Origin of the sequence: Sporosarcina sp. ANT_H38, from assembly GCF_008369195.1 — a bacterium.
Taxonomy (GTDB): Bacteria; Bacillota; Bacilli; order Bacillales_A; family Planococcaceae; genus Sporosarcina.
Genome location: NZ_VOBC01000004.1, coordinates 102,692 through 125,416, shown reverse-complemented (window position 1 = coordinate 125,416; position 22,725 = coordinate 102,692). Strand labels below are relative to the sequence as shown.

Sequence of the window (22,725 nt, the reverse complement as noted above, 5' to 3'; positions counted from 1 at the left end):
ATGGTTCACTGCTGATTTGAGTGGGATGCGGACGGAAGTGACTAGGTAGGTAATACTGATTAATATATTTCGTGGGTAATAAGGAGGGTTTCTGCCTCTTTTGTTGAATAATGGATGATAGGGGAGGTGATGGGGATTGGAAACGAAATTGAGTGTAAAAGCAATTGATGAAGAAATATTAATATGCCAAGAATTCATCGATAAATATGAAAGAGAACTTTCAGACAAAGAAAGTGAGGTTAAATCTCTAACCCAACGTATTAATGTGTTGACAGCACTGAACGAAATTTTGCCCACAGGAAAATCTAAAACTTTTAACAGTCATGATTTAGATGATTTAGTTAATGAAAGGTTCAATGCTGCACCTGTGATAAATTCAATTAATCAAAAAATCGAACATTTTCAAACGTTGATACGGGGGTTGTATCAACTAAAAGAATAATTTAGAAAAGAACGTCCAAGTAACTGGGCGTTCTTTTTCTTTACTCAAAAATAAGGAGTGAAAAATAATGGGAGGTTTTAATTTGGATCAACTAGATATTGTACACATGTATTTATTCGGGGGCGTTAAGTTTTTACATTTTTTATTAATCTTAATGGCATTGGATATTATCACAGGAATATTTAAAGCTTACAAGAATGAGAATTTATGGAGTCGAAAGAGTCTGTTTGGATATGCGAGAAAACTATTGGTTCTCGTCATGATAATTACGGCCAACATTATTGACCAAATACTAGGCATGAGCGGCGCAGTAACATATGCAACCGTTCTTTTTTATATCGTAAATGAAGCATTATCTATAATGGAAAACATGGCTGAACTAGGTGTATTAGTACCGGCAGGATTAGCATCTAAATTGAAGGTTATAGAATCGAGCAATCAATCCTTTTCAGAGGAGATACGCGAAGAACTGATTGGTTCGAAGGTGGACCATCAACTAAATACTGCTAAAATTGACAATCGAATTAGTGCGAAGGTGGATGAATTGATTGATATTCAAATTGAAAAGTCGAACGAAGGTGAGAATTAATGGCATACACGATAATCAACAGCTTTATTCCGGCAACTCTCTATCCGCTCAAAGCACCATATCCCATGATGCCGGAATATATCACCATTCATAACACTTACAATGATGCGACTGCTGCCAACGAGATTACTTACATGACACGGAATACGAACCCAATAAGTTACCACGTAGCTATCGACGACAAGCAAGCTGTACAAGCCATCCCTTTTTCTCGTAGCGCTTATCATGCAGGGGATGGTCTGGGCAAAGGGAATCGGGCGTCCATCGGAATTGAAATTTGTTACAGCAAAAGCGGTGGCCCGAAATATGTAGCTGCAGAAGAAAATACTGTAGAATACGTGGCCCATTTATTAATGCAATATGGCTGGGGAATCGACCGTGTACGCACCCACAAAAGTTGGACGGAAATTGGCGTGAAAAACAGCACGTCAAAATACGTAAAGAACTGTCCACATCGAATTTTAGATGAAGGACGATGGGGGTCTGTATTAAATCGCATTGCTAAACGGTTGGCTGAACTTAATAACCCGATACCGCCAAAGGAGGATGAGGAAATGAAGTTTTCAAGCCCAGCTTTAAAATTGGAAACAGAAATATCCTTAGCAAGTAAAGCGCACCGTCAAATCATCGTAGATGCAGCTATTAAAGCTGGAGCTCATGCATCATGGGCGGACAAGCTAGTGAATAACACGATAACAGACGCGGATGTATTGGGATTAGCGGTTAAATATACTGTTGCGGTAAATAAGTAAGGGTAAAGTTAAAGCGACCTGTCCACAGATTCAAATGGGATAGGTCGCTTGTTTTGTTTGTGGAATAAAAGAGGTATTCGTATCAATAAACCCGAATACTAGAAATATAGAATGAGGCTATGTTCTATATTTGAAGGGGAAAACCCTCCAAGTGGCGCGTTTCGGCGAGGCAAAAGCAATAGAGTTATAAATTGCAGCGAATGTTTTTTGATATACTTTTATGCGAAATAGATAAAATGGACTGCTATTAAATGCGGTTAAAGCTATAATGTGTTTGAAGATGGATTTCAAGTGAGGAAATGGAGAGGTGTTCTTTTTGACAGAGAGTAATAAAATGGATTCGGTAATGCTAATCGCAGAAAAGTTTGTAAAGCATTTGGAGTCGCTCGAAAGAATGGTAGCATATAGTGATTTAATCGAAAAGGAATACCAAACGAAGAAAGTCAATGAGAAAAATTTAGGAGAGGCTGCTGACTTGATTGTTCATGGAAAAATAATCGAGCATGTAAATAAAATAGATCCAGAGAAAAGGAGTGATCGAAAAGAAGCTGATAATGAGGTATTGGAATTGATTGAAAAATTGAAAGCTGAAAGTGACTTAATTAAATATTTTCATAAGAATATAGAAGTTTCTAGTATTGATGATGATATAACTTACACTGTGAAGTCCCCATTTGTAAATAGAGTATTAAAATCAAGTGCTGACGAATCCTTTAAATTAGATTCGGATATTAATCAGCTTTTAAACTCCATTATAATATCTTTAGCCACAGGGATGGAATTACTAATTGCGGACTTGTTTAAAGATTTTATACAAAACGTTGATAAGTCAGACTTTATAGAGAAAAAGAGTCTTACATATTCTGAATTAGTGAAAATTGGTAGCGTTGAAGAAGCTAGAATATTCTTGATTGACGAATATACGGAAGAATTATTAAAAAAATCTTTCAAGTATTGGCTGGATGAAATTGAGAGAAAGTTAAGCATTAAAGTGACATCAATAGAATTTCTAAATCAAAAAATCGAAAAAACATTTGAAGTATTTCAAAGGAGACACTTATTAATACATAATAACGGAATAGTTAATTCCTCTTATTTATCCAAAGTTCATCCGAGTTTAATTTCGAACTTCAAAAAAGACGATATCATTGAAATAAATAATAAGTATATAGAAGACAGTATAGGGTTGTTTAGGATGTTTGGCATAGTTATTTTGTTCAAATATGCCGAAAAATTAAATAGAAAAGAAAAAGATGACATGTTCACGACATTGAATGACTTGCTTTTAATGCCCAGTACCAGAAAATGTTTAGGAACGAGATACATATATAAAGAGGTATCTGAAGACATGACTTACGATCATGAGAGTAGATTAATTGCCCAGGTAAACTATTACCTAACTCATAAGTATAATGATGATTTTGAGGGAATTAGATCCGAAGTAGAGCGTTTTAATGTTTCGCAATTAAGTATAGAATATCATATGGCAAAAAACATATTATTAGATAAATTTGATTTAGCTCTGGGTAATTTCAAGACATTTTGTACAACAATAGATGAGGAACACTTCTTACATGTTATCGATTGGCCATTGTTGAAACTAGCAAGGAAGTCGGATGAATTTAAGGATTATATAAATAAACGTATTCATGAAATAATAAAAAGCGAGGAGGATGAAAAAATTGAAATTTGAAAACGATAAGAAAAAAACAATTGAAGAATACTTTTTAAAAAAAATTAAGGAAATCTACACTAAATAATCATTCCGGAAAAAATAGTTTATTTTATCATGCAGTTAAAAAGGTATTAACCTTTAGCACCTCTCAAGAGGTGCTTTTTTATTTGCTTGCAATAAGAACAATCGTTCGATATACTAATTAAAAAGGGGGAACGAGTGTGCGTAATCAATTAGTTAAGTCCGCGGAATATAATCAAGTTCTGATTATGATGTACTTAGCAAAAGACGGTTCTATAAGCAAGCGAAGAATCAATGTATTACAGATTGGCGAGGCATCATTTCGCGCATACTGTTTCTTACGTAAATCCAAGCGGACTTTTATAATTGATAACGTGCTCGCACTTGTTCCCATCGTACATAGAGAAAGAAGGGTAATCTAATGCCGTTAATCCCAACTGAGGCGCACCCTTATTTCGAGAAAATGATTTATTTGCCCATGATCATTCAGATTTTGGAAAGAGATAGGGAAACGATTGAGATAAGTTCGTTAAAACTAAAAGGGCCTTATATCAAGATTGTGGAAAGAGCATTAAATGCTGTTAAGACAGATTTGAAAAACACGAATATTTATGCGCGCAACAAAAATATGAAGGTGATTAAAAAGGTGAAGGGTGACACATTCACTGAGTATGTACTTATCCATAATGGCTATGAGGACAAAAGACACTACCTGAATGCGCGGCTACGTAATCGGACTGAAGAGTTGATAAATGAGTACTTTACAATGAAGGGAAAATAAAACGACCAATCCGATTAGGGAGAGGTCGTTGTTTTTATTTAGGTATTAATTCGTCAGCATTTAATCCTGGTAAATCTACATTGTAATTAGCTTGAGACTTATATCGATGTGTACCTGTGATGGTTCCGTATACGGTTATAATATCATCTTCCACAAAATCAGTTATCCCTACATACTTAATGTAAATAATATCGCCCATATCATAACCATAATCATTTTCAGTTACTGCTAATCTAATGTCAGTTCGACTTCCAGACTCAATGATTTGTGCAATCTGTCCGGTATATGTTACATACTCGCCTTTATATTTATCGGGATTCTTTTTGAGTTGAGGGTATTCGATTGTTTGTGCGTTAGCTTTCTTATCTTCTATTTCTTCTACTGTCATGTTCGAAACTGCTATTTTATCCGTTTCGGTATCTGTCGCGAACCATAATAAGGAGCATCCCCCCAATATAATCCCTAGAATAACGATGAATCCCAAACACCCCAAGCATCCAATTCCCCATTTTGCCCAAACATTCATTTTAGGCTTTGAAAGTTCTTGAGTTGGTTGGTTATTATTAATTTCCACGATTCAAACCTCCCAATAATTTCTGTTAGTCTTATCGTACCGTATTGTGGATAAAGTGGCAATATGTGGACGACCATAATGCAGATTAATCAAACAGCTTTACCGATTTCTTGTAGGATTTTTAGAAATAGCGGCGACATCTGGACCAGGACATAACCTAATCCGGCATTAAAAATGTTTTGCCAAGCTTTTTCTGAATTCCCTAACATAAAGAAGAAACATGAACCGACCATAATGACTGAAGCGATAGGGAAACTTATAGCAACTAATATCTGTATCAAAGGGTCAAGTACATTGGCAAGCATGTTCATTGAACTTTCGGCAATATATCCAGTCTGAATTAAGTCGGGGGTAGCCATAGCGCTGACAGGCACGAGGGGCGTTTGTGCCAGTACGTTGATTGGTTCGACTATTGGTGTGAGTTCGGGGATAGGTAAGGTTGTTGTAACGGGTGCGGCGACGGTTGCAGGAATAGATTTTGCGGCATTTATTCCATAGGCAGTTATTGCGGCAGCAGTCGTTGCGCCAATTCCTATCATTGCCTTATTGCTCATTGCATATTTACCTTCCATTCTATCGCTGAAATCTGTATAATCGCGCTCTGGAACAACCTCAAATTGTATATTTTTTTTGGACATTTATCTTCCTCCTCTTATTTGATGTCAGTTATAGTGAAAACCATTACCGCTGGCAAACCTTCGCATTCTTCTTTAAGCTGTTCTCTCCTGTGTTCAGTAGTCGTCATCCACACGATTGTAGGGAAATGACCTAACTTTTCCTCTAACGATCCGTTGCGAAACAATTCTTTGTAACGTTTAATTTTGTTTCTATTTTCTTTCATTGTCTGCATGTTATCCACTTCGAGAAAATGTCGTCTATCCCAATTGTCCGTGAACATTGAATCAACAACTACGCTTACAGTACCATCAGACACTTTAATCTCATTCTTCCACTTTTTCGGTGTATCGAAGAATAGCCACATTTCGTTACGCATGACTGTGTGGTATACATGCCCACCTTTTTTTCTTATCTTTTCACAATCGACATAAGATTTACCGATTTTTGATAGATAATAAATGGTCTGATACCCTTCACGGATGCTCATTAAATAGTCTGATATTCCGTTTAAAACCCTGTTAGCGTGACGATTTGACCCAAACTTAAAGTAGTTATTCAGTTGATCCCTAGTCATAAAGTCAAACTTCTTCAAAAGTAACAGTATTTGTTCCTCTCGGGAGTTTAACTGTTTCTTTTTCAAAACGACTGACCTCCTTTATTTCTTTCTCTTCTATATAAGGGGTTATTATATTGTGGATGGTGTCAGATGTAATTAAAGGTGTCTGCAAGATTTCGCGTTTATCGGCTGTTTGATAGATAGCCCGGCCTTTGATCTGAGGAAGAAGTTCAGCGCCTGTTTCGTCCAGGACAACCCTTGAAGCAGTTGCGGATTGGACTCGAAACGATAGTTTAGCATCACTATTCTGCTTACATTGACGAGGGATAACGTCGCCAGTAGGGTATTGGGTAGCTAATACTTGCCTAAATCCTAACCCCGCACCAAGCCTAGCAATCTGACTCATAAGCGTTTGACATTCTTGCTTCAGTTTTTTCTCTTCCCTTGTAACAGCTTCAGCAGGATTCAATTCGCCCACTTCATCTATGATGACGAAATAGCGTTCCTTTATTCCTGCTTCCTGGACATTCTTCTTTCCTAAAAATCTCATCTTCGTTTGGACTTCCCTCATTTTATCGTAGGCTAATTGGAGAGTAACAAGCGCATCCTCTGGCTCGTAGGCAATAGATACAGTCTGCTTAATGTTCTCATAATCGCATAGTTCCACTCCACCCTTTAAGTCGATTAAGAAGAGTTTGACGTGTTCTGGTTTACTTTGTATTAAACTGCTAATCATCGAATTGATAAAGTTTGATTTACCATATCGGGTTGCTCCACCTAAAACCATGTGCGGGATCTTCTCGAAGTCGTGAAACTTGAATGTATTCTTTTCCCTAGCCACCCCGACGGGGACAGACCATCCGTCACCAACTTGGAAGGGGACTTGCGTAGGCATTGGTTCATCGTAAACCCTCAAAGTCAGCAGACCGTCAAACGATAATTCTAATTCCTTCTTTTCCGTTAACTTGTTAGTCCACAACGTTTTCAAATTATCAATGATATTTGGATCCAGTTGTAGGTCCTTCAAGTCGGCAATCGAAATTCGTTGACGCCTATTGTTTAGGCCATCTTCCAAGATGCTTTGTTTGTTCCGATAATCTTCAAAGCTTCTGCCTAGAGGAATTCGATATTTATACTCCCAATATCCATCATGCTTCTTTTTACGAATTAGTTGAGTGGTCAAAGTGTCTTTACCATCCTTCACATTCAATCCACTGAGCGATATAATGCGCTGAATCTTACCCGAGTCGTTTGTCGCTAATCCTTGTTTTTTGATATAAGCTTTCAACGCAATACCACCCATAATAGAAGTAGTCACGATTTCAAAGATCATTCATCTCTCCTCCTTTAATGTCAAACGCCACAGGGTTATCTATCGTAGATAGAGTTGCAATCATCTGGTCATCTAAACTACAGCTTCAACCCTTATGGCGATTAAGTTTATATTGTCCTGATTAACGGACGGGGTGGACACTCATCGGGATATACATCGGGACGTATTTATTTGACTAATATTCCGTGTAGATTTGCCATACCTGGACATCAATCAGGACTCTAATCAAGACATGAATTAGTTAGTTTTATCCTGGTGATGCTTGAAATAAAATCTCAGGGCTTCACGGTAAGTTCGGCTGCGATCACGTTTAGGGATTTTTAATATTTCTTCGATTAAATCTTCGTCAAGTTCGGGGTTCAATTTCGCGGAAATTTGAACTACTTCTTTCTTTGCTTCCATAGTGAGCCTCCTTCATAAATTTTATGACTTTCTCTTACTTTCTCTACATTGTATGGGGGGAGTTTAGGATTAATGCCTGTCTAGTTCAGAAAAGGTTAGAAAATTTATGATGTTGGGAATTATGGGCGTAAAAAAACAGCTACCTTCTATTTAAATAGGGTAGCTGTCGAATGATAATATTTCGTGCCGATTTCGTGCCGATTGCGTTTAATAAAGTATAGTTCTATTTGTTAAGGTGAAAATAACAAACGTTGATTTAACACATTTTTCGTCACTGTTTAATATGATATAGAAAGAGCCATTAATCAAGTTCGAGATGGAAGGTTCAATCGGGTAATTTTCATATCGAAAAACCGGCCACCAGGGCCGGTTTTTTCGTCTTTACATATATTCGGCACAACGTGTATAGTTGCATTTGGATTGCTTTGGAAAGAATGCCTTCTATACAATTACCGAGATGTCTGGATATGTAGGGATGCGACTTTGTCGCATCCCTACAGAGTTTTTTCGGTAATCGTATGGTGGTCCTTCATCCGTCGCGCTCCAAATGCATATGTACACGAAGTGCTAAAGCTTTTTGGGACGAAAGAATAGAGGGGCATCTACCTGGATAAAAGCCGCCAAAGATACAATTTTGGCGGCTGATGCTTTCTTTATGGTTTTCTCTTTTTTACTAGTAAAGAATGTCACTTTCTATAAGGTATCACATGAATACATGCATAATCTTTGCCAAAAGTAAGCAAGAAACGCATTGTACATCGTGCAAAAGTTCCCGAAATTGCATCTTCGGGAACTTACACTCTCTATAGAAAGTCATCTATTCGTTCCTTTCAAACATAACAGCATTTTTCACTTGAACATTGTAGGTACGCGACAGGCAACAATTCAAATCAGGATTACTGAAAAGAGTGTGACTAGAAGTGACGGAGTCACTTCTATCCATCCTAGGACCCCTCAGTAAATCTGTGATGAATAGTTAGCCGAAAGCGGACCGAAAATAGTCCAGTGAAGATGAAAGACATCAAGCCCTACTCACCCGTATTTTATGCGAGTAAATGGTTAATCAACAGACTTGATATAAGGCACTACTTATTTAGAATTAACTAGGTGGCATAACTCACCAATTCTGTTGTTCAGATATGTTAATATGGTAGTACTGATTTAATTGAAAGGAGGCGGAGGGATGATCCAAATCGGATTGACCGGTTGGGGCGACCATCCGGACGTATACGACTCTTCCTCTTCGAAGAAAGAAAAACTAATTGATTATAGTGCACACTTTCCAATCGTCGAACTGGACGCTACTTTTTATGCCATTCAGCCGGAGCGCAATATTCGCAAGTGGATCGAAGAAACACCAGATAACTTCCGCTTTATTGTCAAGGCATATCAAGGTATGACTGGGCATCATCGGGGTGAACTCCCGTATGCCTCTGTGGATGAGATGTACAATCTATTCCGGCTATCGGTTACACCGCTTCAAGAAGCAGGCAAACTTGCGATGATTCTTGTCCAATTTCCTCCGTGGTTTGATTGTACAAAAGAAAATGTTGAGCAAATCCGCTTTGTTTGTGCTAAATTGCATGGATTCGATATTGCTGTTGAGTTTAGGCATCAGTCGTGGTATTCAGCAGGTTATCTAAAAGGGACGCTGTCTTTTTTGAAAGAGCTAAACGTAATCCACTCGATGTGTGATGAACCACAAGCAGGGCAGGGAAGTATTCCGCTGATAGCAAACACAACTCGCCCAGATAAGGTGCTTGTTAGATTGCATGGGCGTAATATTGCAGGATGGCGCAACATAACTGGTGATGATAAAGCATGGCGCAAAGTGAGATATTTGTATAACTACAATGAAACTGAGCTGGACGAGATTCGGTCAGCCGTTCAAAAATTAAAAAAAGAAACTGAAGAGGTCTTTGTCATTTTTAACAATAATTCTGGCGGACATGCTGCACAAAATGCAAAACGCTTTCAAAAAATGCTCAATATCAACTACGAAAGTCTGACGCCGAAGCAGCTCGACTTTTTTGAAGGAGAATGGTAATGGAATTTATCGTATTGGCCGTCATCGGTCTAGCGTCGGGAATTGTAGGGGCTCTTGTAGGGTTGGGTGGTGGGATTATCCTAGTACCAGCTACACTTTTCGTAGGCATTAATCTTGGTTTAATCGACGGTATCACACCACAAACAGTTGTGGGACTTTCTGTCATCATGATGATTTTTACGGGGTTGGCGTCGACAATTTCTTATATGAAGACGAAAACAATTGATTTTAGAAGTGGATTCATCTTTTTCTTAGGGAGTGTTCCCGGGACTCTTATCGGTGCATTCGTGAATAAAGGACTCGATTTACCATCCTTTAATCTTTACTTCGGAATTTTACTTATAATTTTATCGACACTTCTCTTGGTTCGTAAATATTTGAAGCCTGTCAGCTGGTTTGTGAAAAATGGAAAGGAAAGAACGTTTACAGATAAGGAGAACCAGACGTATGTCTATGGCTATCCTGTTTGGTTTGCATTATTGCTAACATTTGGCGTCGGGTTTGCATCGGGTCTTTTCGGTATCGGTGGCGGTTCAATCATAGTACCAGCAATGATTCTTCTTTTCTTATTTCCACCGCATGTCGCAGTTGGTACATCCATGTTTATGGTATTTTTATCAGCTCTCGTTAACTCGATTACGCACATCTCTCTAGGCAATGTACCGTGGCTGTATACGATTCCAGTCATTCCGGCGGCCTATATTGGTGCTAAAATAGGTGCTCATCTAAATCAAAAGATGAAATCAGAATCGCTCGTTGTTGCACTACGAATTATCTTGCTCTTACTTGGAGTCAGATCGATTATTGACGGACTTATGGGGTGACATATGAATCACAAGGTTGAAACAATTCATTTCTATCATACAAATGATATCCATAGTCATTTTGAAAGTTGGCCGCAAATCAACCGGTTTCTTTGTGCTAAAAAGCGTGCCCATTTAATAGAAGGAAATGCTTGTTATCTATTCGACATCGGAGATCACGTTGACCGTTTTCATCCATATACGGAAGGGACGAAAGGTCAAGGGAATATCCGATTGTTGAATGAAGCGAAGTATGATGCCATCACAATAGGTAATAATGAAGGAATTACCATGTCGAAAGAGGCATTGAATTCTCTCTATACGGAAGCCAAGTTTGATGTTATCTTGAGTAATTTATTCGATGAAGATGGTAGCCGTCCCAAATGGTTGTTGCCATATAAAATCTACGTCACTGAGCAAGGGACAAGAATTGGTGTCATAGGAGCTACTGCAGAATATAAAGCCTTCTATTCGAAGCTAGGCTGGCAAGTAACGGCACCACGCGAAAATTTGAAACTTGTTGCAGAAAGCATTGCCGATGAAACAGATATTATTGTCTGTCTATCACATATGGGTATACATGAAGATGAAAAGCTAGCAGTAGAATGTCCTGCAATCGATGTCATTTTTGGTGCGCACACGCATCATCTTTTTCATGAAGGCAAACTGATTGGTAATACCCTTTTGGCTGCGACAGGAAAATACGGTGAGTATGTGGGTCATGTAACGGTGGAATTTGATGCTGAAACCAAAAAGGTGCACCAATTGACTGCGGAGCTTTTCAGAGCAGAAGCGCTCAAAAGTGAAGAAGAGGATTTTATAAAAGTTAATAATCTAATCGGAATTGGAAAACAAGCTATGAAGGAGAATGTATTTTATAATCCAACCGATTTGCCGCAAAATCTGTTTGATGTAAGTCCCCTGTCCGCTTTCTTTGGCAGGGCACTTATTGCGTATTCGCAAGCCGATTGTGCAATGTTCAACTCGGGAATCTTTTTAGGTAGCCTAGATAAAGGCTGGGTAACAAAAGAAGATTTACATTCACTGTTACCTCATCCAATCAATTTATGTCTCATTACACTGGACGGGTCGGAATTGAAAGAAGTCTATGCGCTGTCATTAACGAAAGAGTGGCCGCAAATTGAAATCAAAGGACTTGGTTTCCGTGGCACGTTAATGGGCGCAATGATTCATGAAAGACTTTATAAAAATAGATATGGTCAGCTTTTTGCGGGCAACCGAGAAGTTGTATCGGGCGAAAAATACACACTTGCAACATTGGATATGTTCACATTCGGATTTTTCTTCCCATCGCTTAAATATGCAGAAATAGAGTATTACATGCCCGATTTAATCAGGGATGTGCTTGGTTGGTACGGAACTACACTTTTGAAAGAATGAACGGCTCCCTTCCTGCATAACGTATAGCAGGAGGAGTCGTTTTGAGATTTCACGGCCAGGTTACTAGAAAGTCTAGGAACAAGAAACGTAAACTATTACCTCTTCTTATTCCCGCATTTATTATTGCGATTTTCCTTTTTATTTACTTTGTCAATGCGAGGCTTGCTCCAATTTATGTTCAATATGCAGAGGTACAGACACAAAAAATCGCATCTCATGTTATCAACAAAGCGATCAGTTCAAGGACTGCCAATGTGCTAAACATCGAGGATATCATTGTAAACGTTCCGAGCGATTCTAAAGGGATGATTAAATTCAACACCGAAATAATCAACAGGGCTTCATCGGAGATACATGCACTTGTCGAGTCCCATCTTCAACAGGCTGAAGCAGGAAATCTTGATATATTACCAACAGATGAAATAGAATTTGATCCGCAGGCGATGGAAAGTGAAGAAGGAATTGTCTTTTTTGTTCCCCTTGCTCAAGCGGCAAATATTCCACTACTAGGGAACTTAGGGCCGAAAATACCGATTCGTTTCCATGTTATAGGTCAAGTTCAAGCGACAATGGATACGAAAATTAGTGAATTTGGTATTAACAATGCCGTAGTTGAAGTAAATATACTATTGACAGTAAATGTCCAAATCATTGCGCCGCTAGCAACAAAGCAAAGTGTAGTAACGCAAAAAATCCCAGTAGCTATGGGTCTTATCCAGTCAACAGTGCCTCAAATCTACACGACTGGTGGTGGAAATCCGCCATCCGTTGAAGTTCCTGCCCCTACTCAGCCAAAGGAATGACAAGAGACTTGAAAATGAAATGGATAACTGTTATTGTTATATAGAATTGAAATATCGATTGGGTAGAGGCTGCATTGCTTATTAGTCACACACGCGAGATTGACACCGATGACCGTGTGTAAAAGGAAGCTTTGCCGAAGTTTGATAAGATCGTCAGGATCTATCAGGCTGGGGTTATTCCGAATAGGGATAACACTGTCATACATTTTTGAACATGTATGATGAGCTACAGGTCGTGAGTTAGATAAGCAGTATTAGTTATCCAACAAACGAAACGTAGATAAAGCCGGCTCCTGATGCACTCCACTAAGTGCAATTAGTAGCCGTTTTTTTTATTCCCCCTATACAGAGGGCCTCAACCCGACTAAATGGAGGAATTGTAGATGATAGGAACATGGGTATCGATTTTACCACCATTAATCGCAATTATTATGGTGTTTGCAACGAAACGGGTACTGTTATCGCTTGGAACAGGTATAATCTCAGGGGCACTGCTAGCAGCGTCGTTCGGTCCTGTTGAATCGTTAAAGAATTTATGGGAGTCAGTTAAGGCTACATTCTGGGATGGTGGACTGAATACAGGGAATATTTATATCATCCTTTTCATTCTTCTATTAGGGGTTATCACTGCATTTGTTAGTTTGTCTGGCGGAAGCAGAGCATTTGCAGAATGGGCAGTGCGTCACATCAAAACGAAACGCGGAGCAAAATTGCTTACAGTGTTTCTCGGTATTGCTATTTTTGTGGATGACTATTTCAATGCATTGGCAGTCGGTCAAATTGCTCGTCCGATTACAGACCAGCATCGGGTTTCAAGAGCGAAACTGGCTTACTTCATCGACTCAACATCAGCACCGATATGTGTAATATCTCCAATCTCAAGTTGGGGTGCATTTTTAATTGGACAACTTGCACTTATATTTGGTGGTGCTGCAGCAATCAGCTATTCGCCACTAACAGCATTTGTGATGATGGCACCTATGAACTTTTACGTTATCGCAACACTTGCAATGGTGTTCTTCCTTGCATGGACGAATATTGATTTCTTCGAAATGAAGAAACATGAACAGCGTGCTATGGAAACAGGACAATTATTTGACCCTGAGAAAACAATTCCAGGTCAGCTAAAAGAAGAGTTCCCAGTACACGCACATGGACGCGTTCGAGATTTGGTCGCACCAATCGTCACGCTTGTTGCGGTGACATTTGCAGTTATGATTTGGACAGGCTATTTAGCGGGTGGATCGATGAACGTCTTGTCGATCTTTGAAAATACAAATGTTTCGCTAGCACTACTATTAGGAGGTATTTCAGCCACGTTACTTGCAATGATTTTGTATATGACGCAGATGAAAAAAAACGAAACGGCAAGCTACTCCCTTATTGGTAGTGCATTTATTAACGGATCCAAGGCAATGATGCCGCCTGTTTTGATACTTCTCTTTGCTTGGTCACTATCGTTCTTAATCGCAAAACTGGAAACTGGAATGTACTTATCTGACCTTGTATTGAAATCAAATATACCGGTTTCATTCCTGCCAGTCATCATGTTCATCCTTGCGGGTATTATGGCCTTTTCAACAGGTAGTTCATGGGGATCATTTGGTATTCTCCTCCCGATTGCTGGAACAATCATGATTGACGCAGCTCCGGAAATGTTACTCCCTGCGCTTGCAGCAGTTCTTGCAGGAGCAGTATTCGGTGATCACTCTTCACCAATTTCTGATACGACAATTCTATCTTCTACAGGTGCAGGATGTAACCATATTGACCACGTTTCCACACAGTTTCCTTATGCGTTAATCTGTGCGATAGTGGCTTCAATGGGCTACGTCATTCTAGGAATCACAGGTTCGGTATGGATTGGTCTAGTTGGCGTCATTGTTATTCTTGTAGTATTGTTTTCTATCTGGACGATGAAAGCTAAAAAAGAAGTAGTACAGCAGTCTTTATAATAGTAAATGATGAGAAGCGGTGAAAAATTTCACCGCTTCTTTATTATGTCTGAAATAGTTTTCTAATAAAAAATGTTTTGACAATAGTCTGATAGGTATATATACTAGGCGATAAGACTAACGAAGTCAGAAAATGGTGAACTTCTACACAATGGTTGATTAAAAGTGTTAGGAAAGGATGATATTGACTACCCAATTTTTTTTGTAATCGCAAGACTTATTCGCGGAATAGAATTTTTTTGCAATGAATATGTAATTAGGAATAAAATGATATCTTTCGGAATGCTAAATCATTTGTCAGTACTCGTTCGATTTGAATGATTTAAAATGACTGAAATATCAATGAAAAGGGGGATTTGATATGAAATTGAAAAAGTTTGCAAGTGTATTTGCCGCTTCGGCTCTTGTAGTCGGATTGTTGGCAGGATGTGGTGCAGGGAACGAAGCTGAAGAAGGAAGCTCGGGTGGATCTAAGGGCGGCGACACGATTAAAATCGGGGTCAACCTTGAATTAACTGGTGCTGTTGCTTCTTACGGTACCTCGGAATTTTCAGGTATTGAACTTGCGGTTGATGAAATTAACGCAGCTGGCGGAATTGACGGCAAGAAAATTCAACTTGTAAAAGTTGATAACAAGTCTGAACCTGCGGAAGCAACGAGTGCAGCACTAAAATTAATTAATCAGGATAAAGTAGTTGCAATCATCGGAGCTGCTACAAGTGGTGCTACTGTTGCACAGGCTGAAATTGCAAATAGCAAAAAGACGCCAATTATTAGTCCATCTGGAACAAGCCCGAACGTAACGGTTAAAGACAACGGAGATGTTAATGAATTCGTATTCCGTACGTCATTCATTGACCCATTCCAAGGAACGGTTGCAGCAAACTTTGCAGCGAACGATCTAGGGGTTAAAAACGTAGCAATTTTCTCCGATAATGCAAGCGATTATTCAAAAGGTCTTGCATCATCATTCAAAAAAGACTTTGAAGCTGCAGGCGGTAAAATTGTTGCTGAAGAATCTTACGTAGCTAAAGACTCTGATTTCCGTTCAACTCTTACGCGTATTAAAGCAGCAAATCCTGAATTTATTTTCATCCCTGGCTATTATGAAGAAGTTGGATTGATTGTTAAACAGGCTCGCGAAATGGGCATTACAGTTCCACTTATGGGCGCAGATGGTTGGGATTCTCCAATTTTGCTTGAACTTGCTGGTGCAGAAGCTTTAAATAACACATTTACAACAAATCACTATTCATCTGAAGATCCTGATGGCATCATTCAAGACTTCAACAAAAAGTTCAATGACAAATATAGTAAATCACCTGATGCATTTAATGCACTTGGGTATGACACAGTTTATCTATTAGCTGATGCTATCAAACGTGCAGGTGGTCCAGACTCTGTGAAGATTAAAGATGCTCTAGCTGAAACAAAAGATCTTGAACTGGTAACTGGATTGTATTCGGTAGATGAAAACCATCACCCAATTAAATCAGCTACTGTTCTTGAATACAAAGATGGCGAACAAGTCTTCAAAATAAAAGTCAATCCTTAATTAAAACTACAGGAATGGGGGAGGATGTCCTCCCTTCATTCCTTTTTTAATCCCTACTTTAAAGCTGGAAAAGGAGTGAATAGTTCATGGAATGGTTACAACAGCTAATAAACGGTATTTCACTCGGAAGCATTTATGCGTTAATTGCACTGGGCTATACAATGGTCTATGGGATCATAAAACTTATTAACTTTGCACACGGTGAAATTTTTATGATTGGTGCGTTTATTGGGTATTATTCCATTGCTGGTTGGGGTCTTGGATTCATCCCTGCCTTACTATTATCAATGGCTTCCTGTGCGATTATTGGTGTTCTTATTGAACGAATCGCCTATAAAAGATTACGGACTGCGACTAGAATTGCGGCTTTGATTACTGCCATCGGAGTTTCCCTTCTAATTCAAAATGGTGTTATTTATATGCGTGGAGCTCAACCCGAAGCCTATCCGGAAGTATTGCGCAATAAATCATTTGATTTTTTCGGAGCTCAAATTAGCAGTCAATCAATTTTAATTCTTTCTGTTTCTATTACATTAATGATCATTCTTCAATTTGTCGTACATAAAACGAAAATCGGAAAAGCGATGCGAGCTGTTTCCTATGATGCTGAAGCAGCTAAGCTTATGGGGATTAATGTCGACAACACAATCTCGGCTACGTTTGCGATTGGATCAGCTTTGGCTGGTGCAGCGGGCGTTATTTTCGGTATTTATTATACAAAGATCGACCCATTAATGGGTATTATTCCTGGTTTGAAAGCATTCGTTGCTGCTGTCCTTGGTGGAATTGGAATTATTCCTGGAGCCATGGCTGGAGGACTAGTGCTTGGAGTAGTAGAGACATTTGTCAGTGCGCTTGGCTTCTCGTTATGGAGAGATGCTGCGGCATTCGTCATATTGATCTTAATCCTCATCTTCAAACCGTCGGGGCTCTTTGGTAAAAATACACGTGAGAAAGTGTAGGTGAAAAAATGTTATGAAAAAGTCAAAACAGTTTTGGTCATTTGTTGCTGCATCCTTAATCGCTTATACAGTTATTCAAGTTCTCCTCAATGTAGGAGTATTGAATGATTTCCATTCTAATATACTAATCTTTATGTCAATTAATATTATGTTAGCTGTCAGTTTACATTTAGTAATTGGTGTCACAGGACAGTTTTCACTTGGTCATGCTGGATTCTTAGCGGTTGGTGCGTACATTTCAGCAATCGTGACGATGAAATTAAATCTTCCCTTTCCAGTTGCAATTTTAGCAGCAGGAGTTATTGCTACAATTGCAGGGTTAATAATAGGAATTCCGAGTTTAAGGCTGCGCGGCGATTACCTAGCGATTGCCACACTTGGATTTGCAGAAATCATTCGAATTGTATTCTTGAATATCGATTATGTCGGCGGAGCAGCGGGGATGCAAGTAACACATTTAACTACATGGACCTCTGCGTTTATCTGTCTTTTCATTACAATAGTAGTCATCGTTAACTTTACAAATTCAAGACATGGTCGTGCGTGCATCTCAGTTCGAGAGAATGAGATTGCGTCGGATGCCATGGGAATTAACACAACGTATTACAAGGTGTTAGCGTTTGCAATTGGTGCTTTCTTTGCTGGAGTAGCGGGCGCTTTGTATGCACATAACTTTTATATCATTCAGCCTTCAAACTTTGGATTCTTAAAATCTATTGATATTTTGATTTATGTTGTATTGGGCGGATTAGGAAGTTTATCAGGAGCAATTGTTGCAACGATATTATTGACAATCGTTTCTACGTTCTTGCAAAATTATCCTGAAACACGCATGATCATCTATAGTCTTGTACTTATTGTTGTCATGCTTTATCGTCCAAAAGGTTTAATGGGAACGATGGAAATAACGGATTACTTCAAATTGTGGAGAGGTTCGAAAGGGGGCAGCCAACATGACAAGTGAACCGTTACTTAGGGTGAAAGATGTCGGTATACAGTTTGGCGGGCTGAAAGCAGTTTCGAATTTCAATATGGAAATCAATCAAGGTGAGCTAATTGGGCTAATTGGTCCTAATGGAGCAGGTAAGACTACGAGTTTTAACTTATTGACAGGTGTTTATACACCTACAGAAGGTGACATTTTATTCAAAGGGAAACGCATTAATGGAATGGCTCCTTATCAGGTAACGCGGAGAGGAATTAGCCGGACGTTCCAAAATATTCGGTTGTTCAATGAACTATCCGTTTTGGATAATGTTAAAGTTGCTTATCACTCGTTAGCGAAGCATTCAGTTCTAAGTTCTATGCTACGCCTTCCATCCCATTTTTCAGGGGAGAAAGAAATGGAAGAAAAAGCAATGGAGTTCCTCAAGATTTTTCAATTAGATAAATATAGAGACGAAGATGCAAAGAATCTGGCATATGGGAAGCAGCGGAGGCTTGAAATTGCACGCGCATTAGCCACTGGCCCCGAGTTGTTACTGCTCGATGAACCAGCTGCAGGGATGAACCCACAAGAGACAAAAGAGCTTATGGAGTTAATCGCATTTGTCCGTAAAAAATTTAATCTAACCATTTTATTAATTGAACATGATATGAATTTGGTAATGGGGATTTGTGAACGAATTTACGTGTTGGATCATGGTGTCCTTCTTGCTGAAGGAACTCCTGAAGAAATTCGTAATAATCCGAAAGTAATTGAGGCTTATTTAGGGGAGGAAGTTGACGAATGAGTATGCTTAAAGTTGACAACCTAAATGTCTATTATGGCAGTATCCATGCGCTTAAAGGTGTTTCTTTACATGTAGATGAAGGCGAAATTGTTACATTGATTGGTGCGAATGGGGCTGGGAAGAGTACGTTGCTTAAAACGCTATCAGGCTTATTGAAACCTAAACAAGGAACTATTGAGTATCTGAATGATTCAATAGCGGGTAAGCAAGCCCAAGCAATTGTAAAAGCAGGAATTTCCCACGTACCAGAAGGAAGACGAGTGTTTGCTGATATGAGTGTTGAAGAGAATATTGAATTAGGTGCTTTTTTAAGAAAAGATAAAGCAGGTATTCAGCAGGATTTTCAAAAAGTATATGAGATTTTTCCGCGCTTACATGAACGGCGTAAGCAGTCAGCAGGAACCTTGTCCGGCGGAGAGCAGCAGATGTTGGCGATGGGGCGGGCTATCATGGCAAAACCGAAACTATTGTTGTTGGATGAGCCTTCAATGGGCCTTGCTCCACTAATGGTCAAGACGATTTTTCAAGTCGTCAAGGATATTAAACAAGAGGGAACAACGATTCTCCTCGTAGAGCAAAATGCTAATATGGCATTATCCATCGCTGACCGGGCGTATGTTATTGAAACGGGTCGTGTTATTCTTTCGGGGACTGCTGAAGAATTGCGCGCGAGTGAAGAAATTAAGAACGCTTACCTGGGCGGCCATTAATTGGAAATAGGTAGTGCTTGGTAAGATTGTTTTTTGGCATAACCGAATCGTAAATCACCATAAATGGCTTGAGCTATAACGTTTCTTGAGTTGAAATTATCGGTACACCGCTTAGAATTAGTCTCTTTAATAAAAAAACAATAAAACGAGCGTTTCTCCAAAAATATCGGGGAAATGCTCTTTTTATGGGACTAATTATTTTTTAGTGACTCAGTGAAGTACGTAGGTAGAATCAGCATAGGCGCCTTATAAGTGTCCAGTAACTGGACACCGGGGAGTCGGAGCGATGCAGTTCAATTCTTCTCCCAGCAATGGGGTTTCAGCCTGACTTATCGCGGAAGGCATCCACTAACCGTCGAAGCGTTTACAATGGAAACTTGCAGTTGCAATTTTAATAGCGGACTTTTTCAGCTCCGTCTTTTTTGTAGATTAGGAAACTATAAAATTTTGAACAGGATAATTTGAGAAACGGGCCATACCACGTTCAGTCTCTAGCGCTTTTGTTGTGATAATTGTGAGGCTAATCGAATTAGACCATAGAGACGGTTGTTTGAAGTCTGAATATATGATACATTGGCAACAGTAGTGAAAACGTTTTAAAAGTTTGTAGGAATGGAGTCGGTCGTCGTGTCATGCAAACCTGACCAGGGAAACAAAGTGGAACATGTTAGAAAACCCGATTGGTTAAAAATCAAGCTAAATACGAATGATAACTATACAGGCCTTAAAAAAATGATGCGTGAGAATAATTTAAATACCGTATGTGAAGAAGCTCGTTGTCCAAATATCCATGAGTGTTGGGGTGAGCGTCGTACGGCTACATTTATGATTCTTGGTGCAGTTTGTACACGTGCATGCCGTTTTTGTGCCGTTAAAACAGGCTTGCCAACAGAACTAGATCTTGCAGAACCAGAACGTGTTGCGGACTCTGTTGCGCTTATGAATTTAAAGCATACAGTGGTCACAGCGGTAGCACGTGATGATCAGAAAGACGGAGGATCTGCGGTATTTGCGGAAACAATCCGTGCCATACGTAGAAAAAACCCATTCACCACAGTGGAAGTACTTCCTTCTGATATGGGTGGCGTTTATGAGAATTTAGAGCGACTAATGGATGCTAAACCAGATATTTTAAATCACAATATCGAAACGGTACGTCGCCTAACACCAAGGGTTCGTGCGCGTGCAACATATGATCGTTCCCTTGAATTTTTGCTACGTGCAAAAGAAATGCAACCTGATATTCCTACAAAATCTTCTTTGATGCTTGGTCTTGGTGAAACATATGAAGAAATTCTCGAGACAATGGATGACCTTATTGCGCATAAAGTTGATATAATGACAATAGGCCAGTATTTACAGCCTAGTAAAAAACATTTAAAAGTACAGAAGTATTATTCGCCAAAAGAATTTGGCGAGTTGAGAAAAATTGCAATGTCCAAAGGGTTCTCACACTGTCAAGCAGGTCCGCTCGTACGTTCGAGTTATCATGCTGATGAACAGGTGAACGCGGCTGCAAAAGAAAGGCAGCGTCAAGGTGATGAACAACTTGAAACAACACTGCAAAGCTAAATTGGCGGTGAAAGTTGAATGATAATTTTAGAAAACTGGCAGTTTGATATACTAACAGACTACCGTGAGGGATTTAATGAAGAGGCTTTGCTTGCGAGATACAGTGACGTTCTCCTCAAATACGACTACATACTTGGGGACTGGGGATACGGACAACTCCGTTTAAAAGGGTTTTTCGAGGACACAAACCAGAAAGCAACGTATGAAACTAAAATCAGCACATTACAGGATTATCTCTACGAATACTGTAATTTTGGCTGTGCTTATTTCGTTTTGAAAAAATCGGGGCGGGTTAAGCTAGAAGCTGAAACTCCCGAAGCACCTGAATAACTGGACTTGCGTGTGGATCTTGAATCTACCCGCGGGTCTTTTTTTGTATGGTGAATTATAAGAATCTCGACCTTTGGATAATCTTGGAAAGGTGATAATTAACGTAAAGACTTCGGTGTTTATGATCGTTAGGCGTGCGGTTATGATTGGTCGCGCGGTGTTAATGATCGGTTAGCGTGGATATATGATTGGTCGCGTGGTGTTAATGATCGGTTAGCGTGAGTATATAATTGGTCGTGCGGCGTTAATGATCGGTTAGTGTGATATATGATTGGTCGTGCGGCGTTAATGATCGGTTAGCGTGGGTATATGATTGGTCGCGCGGTGATAATGATCGGTTAGCGTGAGTATATGATTGGTCGCGCGGTGTTAATGATCGGTTAGCGTGAGTATATAATTGGTCGTGCGGCGTTAATGATCGGTTAGTGTGATATATGATTGGTCGTGCGGCGCTAATGATCGGTTAGCGTGGGTATATGATTGGTCGCGCGGCGCTAATGATCGGTTAGTGTGATATATGATTGGTCGCACGGCGTTAATGATCGTTAGGCATCCCGAGCGCCGAAGCGAATTCAATGTGATATATGTATTTCAACAAATCTACTATCGTAAATATGGTATCATTGATTGAAAATAGTTGAACAATCAGGAGGGAAAGTCCATGTATTTTGTTGACCGAAACCAAATTAGTGAATCACTAAATCATATGGAAAGTTTACTTGAATTGTATGGAAATGAAAATGGCTGGCAGGCGGATACCATCCATACACTTGCGCTTGAAAGGATAGCGAATGTCATCATCGAATCGATTATTGACGTTGGAAATACGATGATTGATGGTTTTATTATGCGAGATCCAGGGAGTTATGAAGATATTATTGACATTATGGAAGACGAACGTGTTGTCACATCAGAAATGGCTGGTCCATTAAAACAGGTAATTGAACTTAGGAAAATGATCGTCCGTGAATTTACTAAAGTGGATGCTGAGACGATAATCGAAGTATTGAACGCTTCTATGGATCAACTCGTTGCGTTCCCAAACAAAGTGCGCCATTATCTTGAAAATGAGCTTGGCCCAGTCTCTGCCTTCTTACCGGAAGAAAAATGA

Annotated in this window: 24 protein-coding genes and 1 riboswitch; of the genes, 19 read left to right on the top strand and 5 right to left on the bottom strand. The window is 39.4% G+C overall.

All coding sequences use genetic code 11. From position 1 onward, the window contains the following. Positions 1-136: 136 nt before the first annotated feature. From FQ087_RS18675 to FQ087_RS18650, 6 genes are all read left to right on the top strand, one after another. Positions 137-442, top strand: coding sequence for a hypothetical protein (locus FQ087_RS18675; RefSeq protein ID WP_149582124.1), 306 nt, complete (start codon positions 137-139; stop codon positions 440-442). Between the two features lie 82 nt (positions 443-524). Further along, positions 525-1,031, top strand: a complete 507-nt coding sequence (locus tag FQ087_RS18670; RefSeq protein ID WP_370456089.1) for a phage holin family protein — start codon at positions 525-527, stop codon at positions 1,029-1,031. Beyond that, the gene (locus FQ087_RS18665) at positions 1,031-1,783 is read left to right on the top strand and encodes a peptidoglycan recognition protein family protein (protein ID WP_149582122.1); all 753 of its coding nucleotides are present in this window, start codon (positions 1,031-1,033) and stop codon (positions 1,781-1,783) included. Before FQ087_RS18670 ends, FQ087_RS18665 begins: the two co-directional genes overlap by 1 nt. Positions 1,784-2,099: 316 nt before the next feature. After that, complete coding sequence (locus FQ087_RS18660; protein ID WP_149582121.1) at positions 2,100-3,476, top strand: hypothetical protein; 1,377 nt, start codon at positions 2,100-2,102, stop codon at positions 3,474-3,476. A 203-nt stretch (positions 3,477-3,679) separates the two neighbouring features. Then, the gene (locus FQ087_RS18655) at positions 3,680-3,901 is read left to right on the top strand and encodes a transcriptional regulator (protein ID WP_149582120.1); all 222 of its coding nucleotides are present in this window, start codon (positions 3,680-3,682) and stop codon (positions 3,899-3,901) included. Then, a complete protein-coding gene (locus FQ087_RS18650) occupies positions 3,901-4,260 on the top strand; it encodes a YhjD family protein (protein WP_149582119.1) in 360 nt (119 codons plus the stop codon). The genes FQ087_RS18655 and FQ087_RS18650 overlap by 1 nt, the downstream gene beginning before the upstream one ends. Positions 4,261-4,294: 34 nt before the next feature. Here FQ087_RS18650 and FQ087_RS18645 read toward each other — a convergent pair whose 3' ends face one another. The 5 genes from FQ087_RS18645 to FQ087_RS22585 all read right to left on the bottom strand — a co-directional run bounded on the left by FQ087_RS18645 (position 4,295) and on the right by FQ087_RS22585 (position 7,743). Further along, on the bottom strand, positions 4,295-4,834 hold the full coding sequence (locus tag FQ087_RS18645; RefSeq protein ID WP_149582118.1) for a Slp family lipoprotein: 540 nt from the start codon (positions 4,832-4,834) through the stop codon (positions 4,295-4,297). An 89-nt stretch (positions 4,835-4,923) separates the two neighbouring features. Then, entirely contained in the window at positions 4,924-5,472 is a 549-nt protein-coding gene (locus tag FQ087_RS18640; protein ID WP_149582117.1) for a hypothetical protein, read from the bottom strand. A 14-nt stretch (positions 5,473-5,486) separates the two neighbouring features. Then, positions 5,487-6,026: a replication-relaxation family protein gene (locus FQ087_RS18635; RefSeq protein WP_255452439.1), complete on the bottom strand. Its 540-nt coding sequence runs from the start codon at positions 6,024-6,026 to the stop codon at positions 5,487-5,489. Positions 6,027-6,030: 4 nt separating this feature from the next. Beyond that, positions 6,031-7,341 (bottom strand): FtsK/SpoIIIE domain-containing protein, encoded by a 1,311-nt coding sequence (locus FQ087_RS18630; protein ID WP_149582115.1) that lies wholly within the window; start codon positions 7,339-7,341, stop codon positions 6,031-6,033. A gap of 237 nt (positions 7,342-7,578) precedes the next feature. Continuing rightward, positions 7,579-7,743, bottom strand: a complete 165-nt coding sequence (locus tag FQ087_RS22585; protein WP_188006818.1) for a hypothetical protein — start codon at positions 7,741-7,743, stop codon at positions 7,579-7,581. Positions 7,744-8,926: 1,183 nt separating this feature from the next. Here FQ087_RS22585 and FQ087_RS18625 point away from each other — a divergent pair. The 13 genes from FQ087_RS18625 to FQ087_RS18565 all read left to right on the top strand — a co-directional run bounded on the left by FQ087_RS18625 (position 8,927) and on the right by FQ087_RS18565 (position 22,725). Continuing rightward, positions 8,927-9,790 carry a DUF72 domain-containing protein gene (locus FQ087_RS18625; protein ID WP_149582114.1) on the top strand — a complete coding sequence of 288 codons (864 nt, stop codon included), beginning with the start codon at positions 8,927-8,929 and terminating at the stop codon, positions 9,788-9,790. Then, a complete protein-coding gene (locus tag FQ087_RS18620) occupies positions 9,790-10,614 on the top strand; it encodes a sulfite exporter TauE/SafE family protein (protein WP_149582113.1) in 825 nt (274 codons plus the stop codon). Before FQ087_RS18625 ends, FQ087_RS18620 begins: the two co-directional genes overlap by 1 nt. 3 nt (positions 10,615-10,617) lie before the next feature. After that, positions 10,618-11,994 carry a bifunctional metallophosphatase/5'-nucleotidase gene (locus FQ087_RS18615; protein ID WP_149582112.1) on the top strand — a complete coding sequence of 459 codons (1,377 nt, stop codon included), beginning with the start codon at positions 10,618-10,620 and terminating at the stop codon, positions 11,992-11,994. 41 nt (positions 11,995-12,035) lie between these two features. Continuing rightward, positions 12,036-12,797: a sporulation protein YunB gene (gene yunB, locus FQ087_RS18610; RefSeq protein ID WP_149582111.1), complete on the top strand. Its 762-nt coding sequence runs from the start codon at positions 12,036-12,038 to the stop codon at positions 12,795-12,797. Between the two features lie 55 nt (positions 12,798-12,852). Continuing rightward, positions 12,853-13,034: riboswitch (Lysine riboswitch) on the top strand. A 146-nt stretch (positions 13,035-13,180) separates the two neighbouring features. Beyond that, a complete protein-coding gene (locus FQ087_RS18605) occupies positions 13,181-14,752 on the top strand; it encodes a Na+/H+ antiporter NhaC family protein (protein ID WP_149582110.1) in 1,572 nt (523 codons plus the stop codon). A gap of 361 nt (positions 14,753-15,113) precedes the next feature. Then, positions 15,114-16,307 (top strand): ABC transporter substrate-binding protein, encoded by a 1,194-nt coding sequence (locus tag FQ087_RS18600; protein ID WP_149582109.1) that lies wholly within the window; start codon positions 15,114-15,116, stop codon positions 16,305-16,307. Between the two features lie 86 nt (positions 16,308-16,393). Continuing rightward, positions 16,394-17,269, top strand: coding sequence for a branched-chain amino acid ABC transporter permease (locus tag FQ087_RS18595; RefSeq protein ID WP_149582108.1), 876 nt, complete (start codon positions 16,394-16,396; stop codon positions 17,267-17,269). 13 nt (positions 17,270-17,282) lie between these two features. Further along, complete coding sequence (locus tag FQ087_RS18590) at positions 17,283-18,233, top strand: branched-chain amino acid ABC transporter permease (RefSeq protein WP_149582107.1); 951 nt, start codon at positions 17,283-17,285, stop codon at positions 18,231-18,233. Continuing rightward, a complete protein-coding gene (locus tag FQ087_RS18585; protein WP_149582106.1) occupies positions 18,223-19,002 on the top strand; it encodes an ABC transporter ATP-binding protein in 780 nt (259 codons plus the stop codon). Before FQ087_RS18590 ends, FQ087_RS18585 begins: the two co-directional genes overlap by 11 nt. A 2-nt stretch (positions 19,003-19,004) precedes the next feature. Next, the gene (locus FQ087_RS18580; RefSeq protein WP_149582355.1) at positions 19,005-19,712 is read left to right on the top strand and encodes an ABC transporter ATP-binding protein; all 708 of its coding nucleotides are present in this window, start codon (positions 19,005-19,007) and stop codon (positions 19,710-19,712) included. 612 nt (positions 19,713-20,324) lie between these two features. Then, positions 20,325-21,284, top strand: coding sequence for a lipoyl synthase (gene lipA / locus FQ087_RS18575; RefSeq protein ID WP_149582105.1), 960 nt, complete (start codon positions 20,325-20,327; stop codon positions 21,282-21,284). Positions 21,285-21,302: 18 nt separating this feature from the next. Next, positions 21,303-21,614, top strand: a complete 312-nt coding sequence (locus FQ087_RS18570; RefSeq protein WP_149582104.1) for a YutD family protein — start codon at positions 21,303-21,305, stop codon at positions 21,612-21,614. A gap of 661 nt (positions 21,615-22,275) precedes the next feature. Further along, positions 22,276-22,725, top strand: a complete 450-nt coding sequence (locus FQ087_RS18565; RefSeq protein WP_149582103.1) for a DUF86 domain-containing protein — start codon at positions 22,276-22,278, stop codon at positions 22,723-22,725.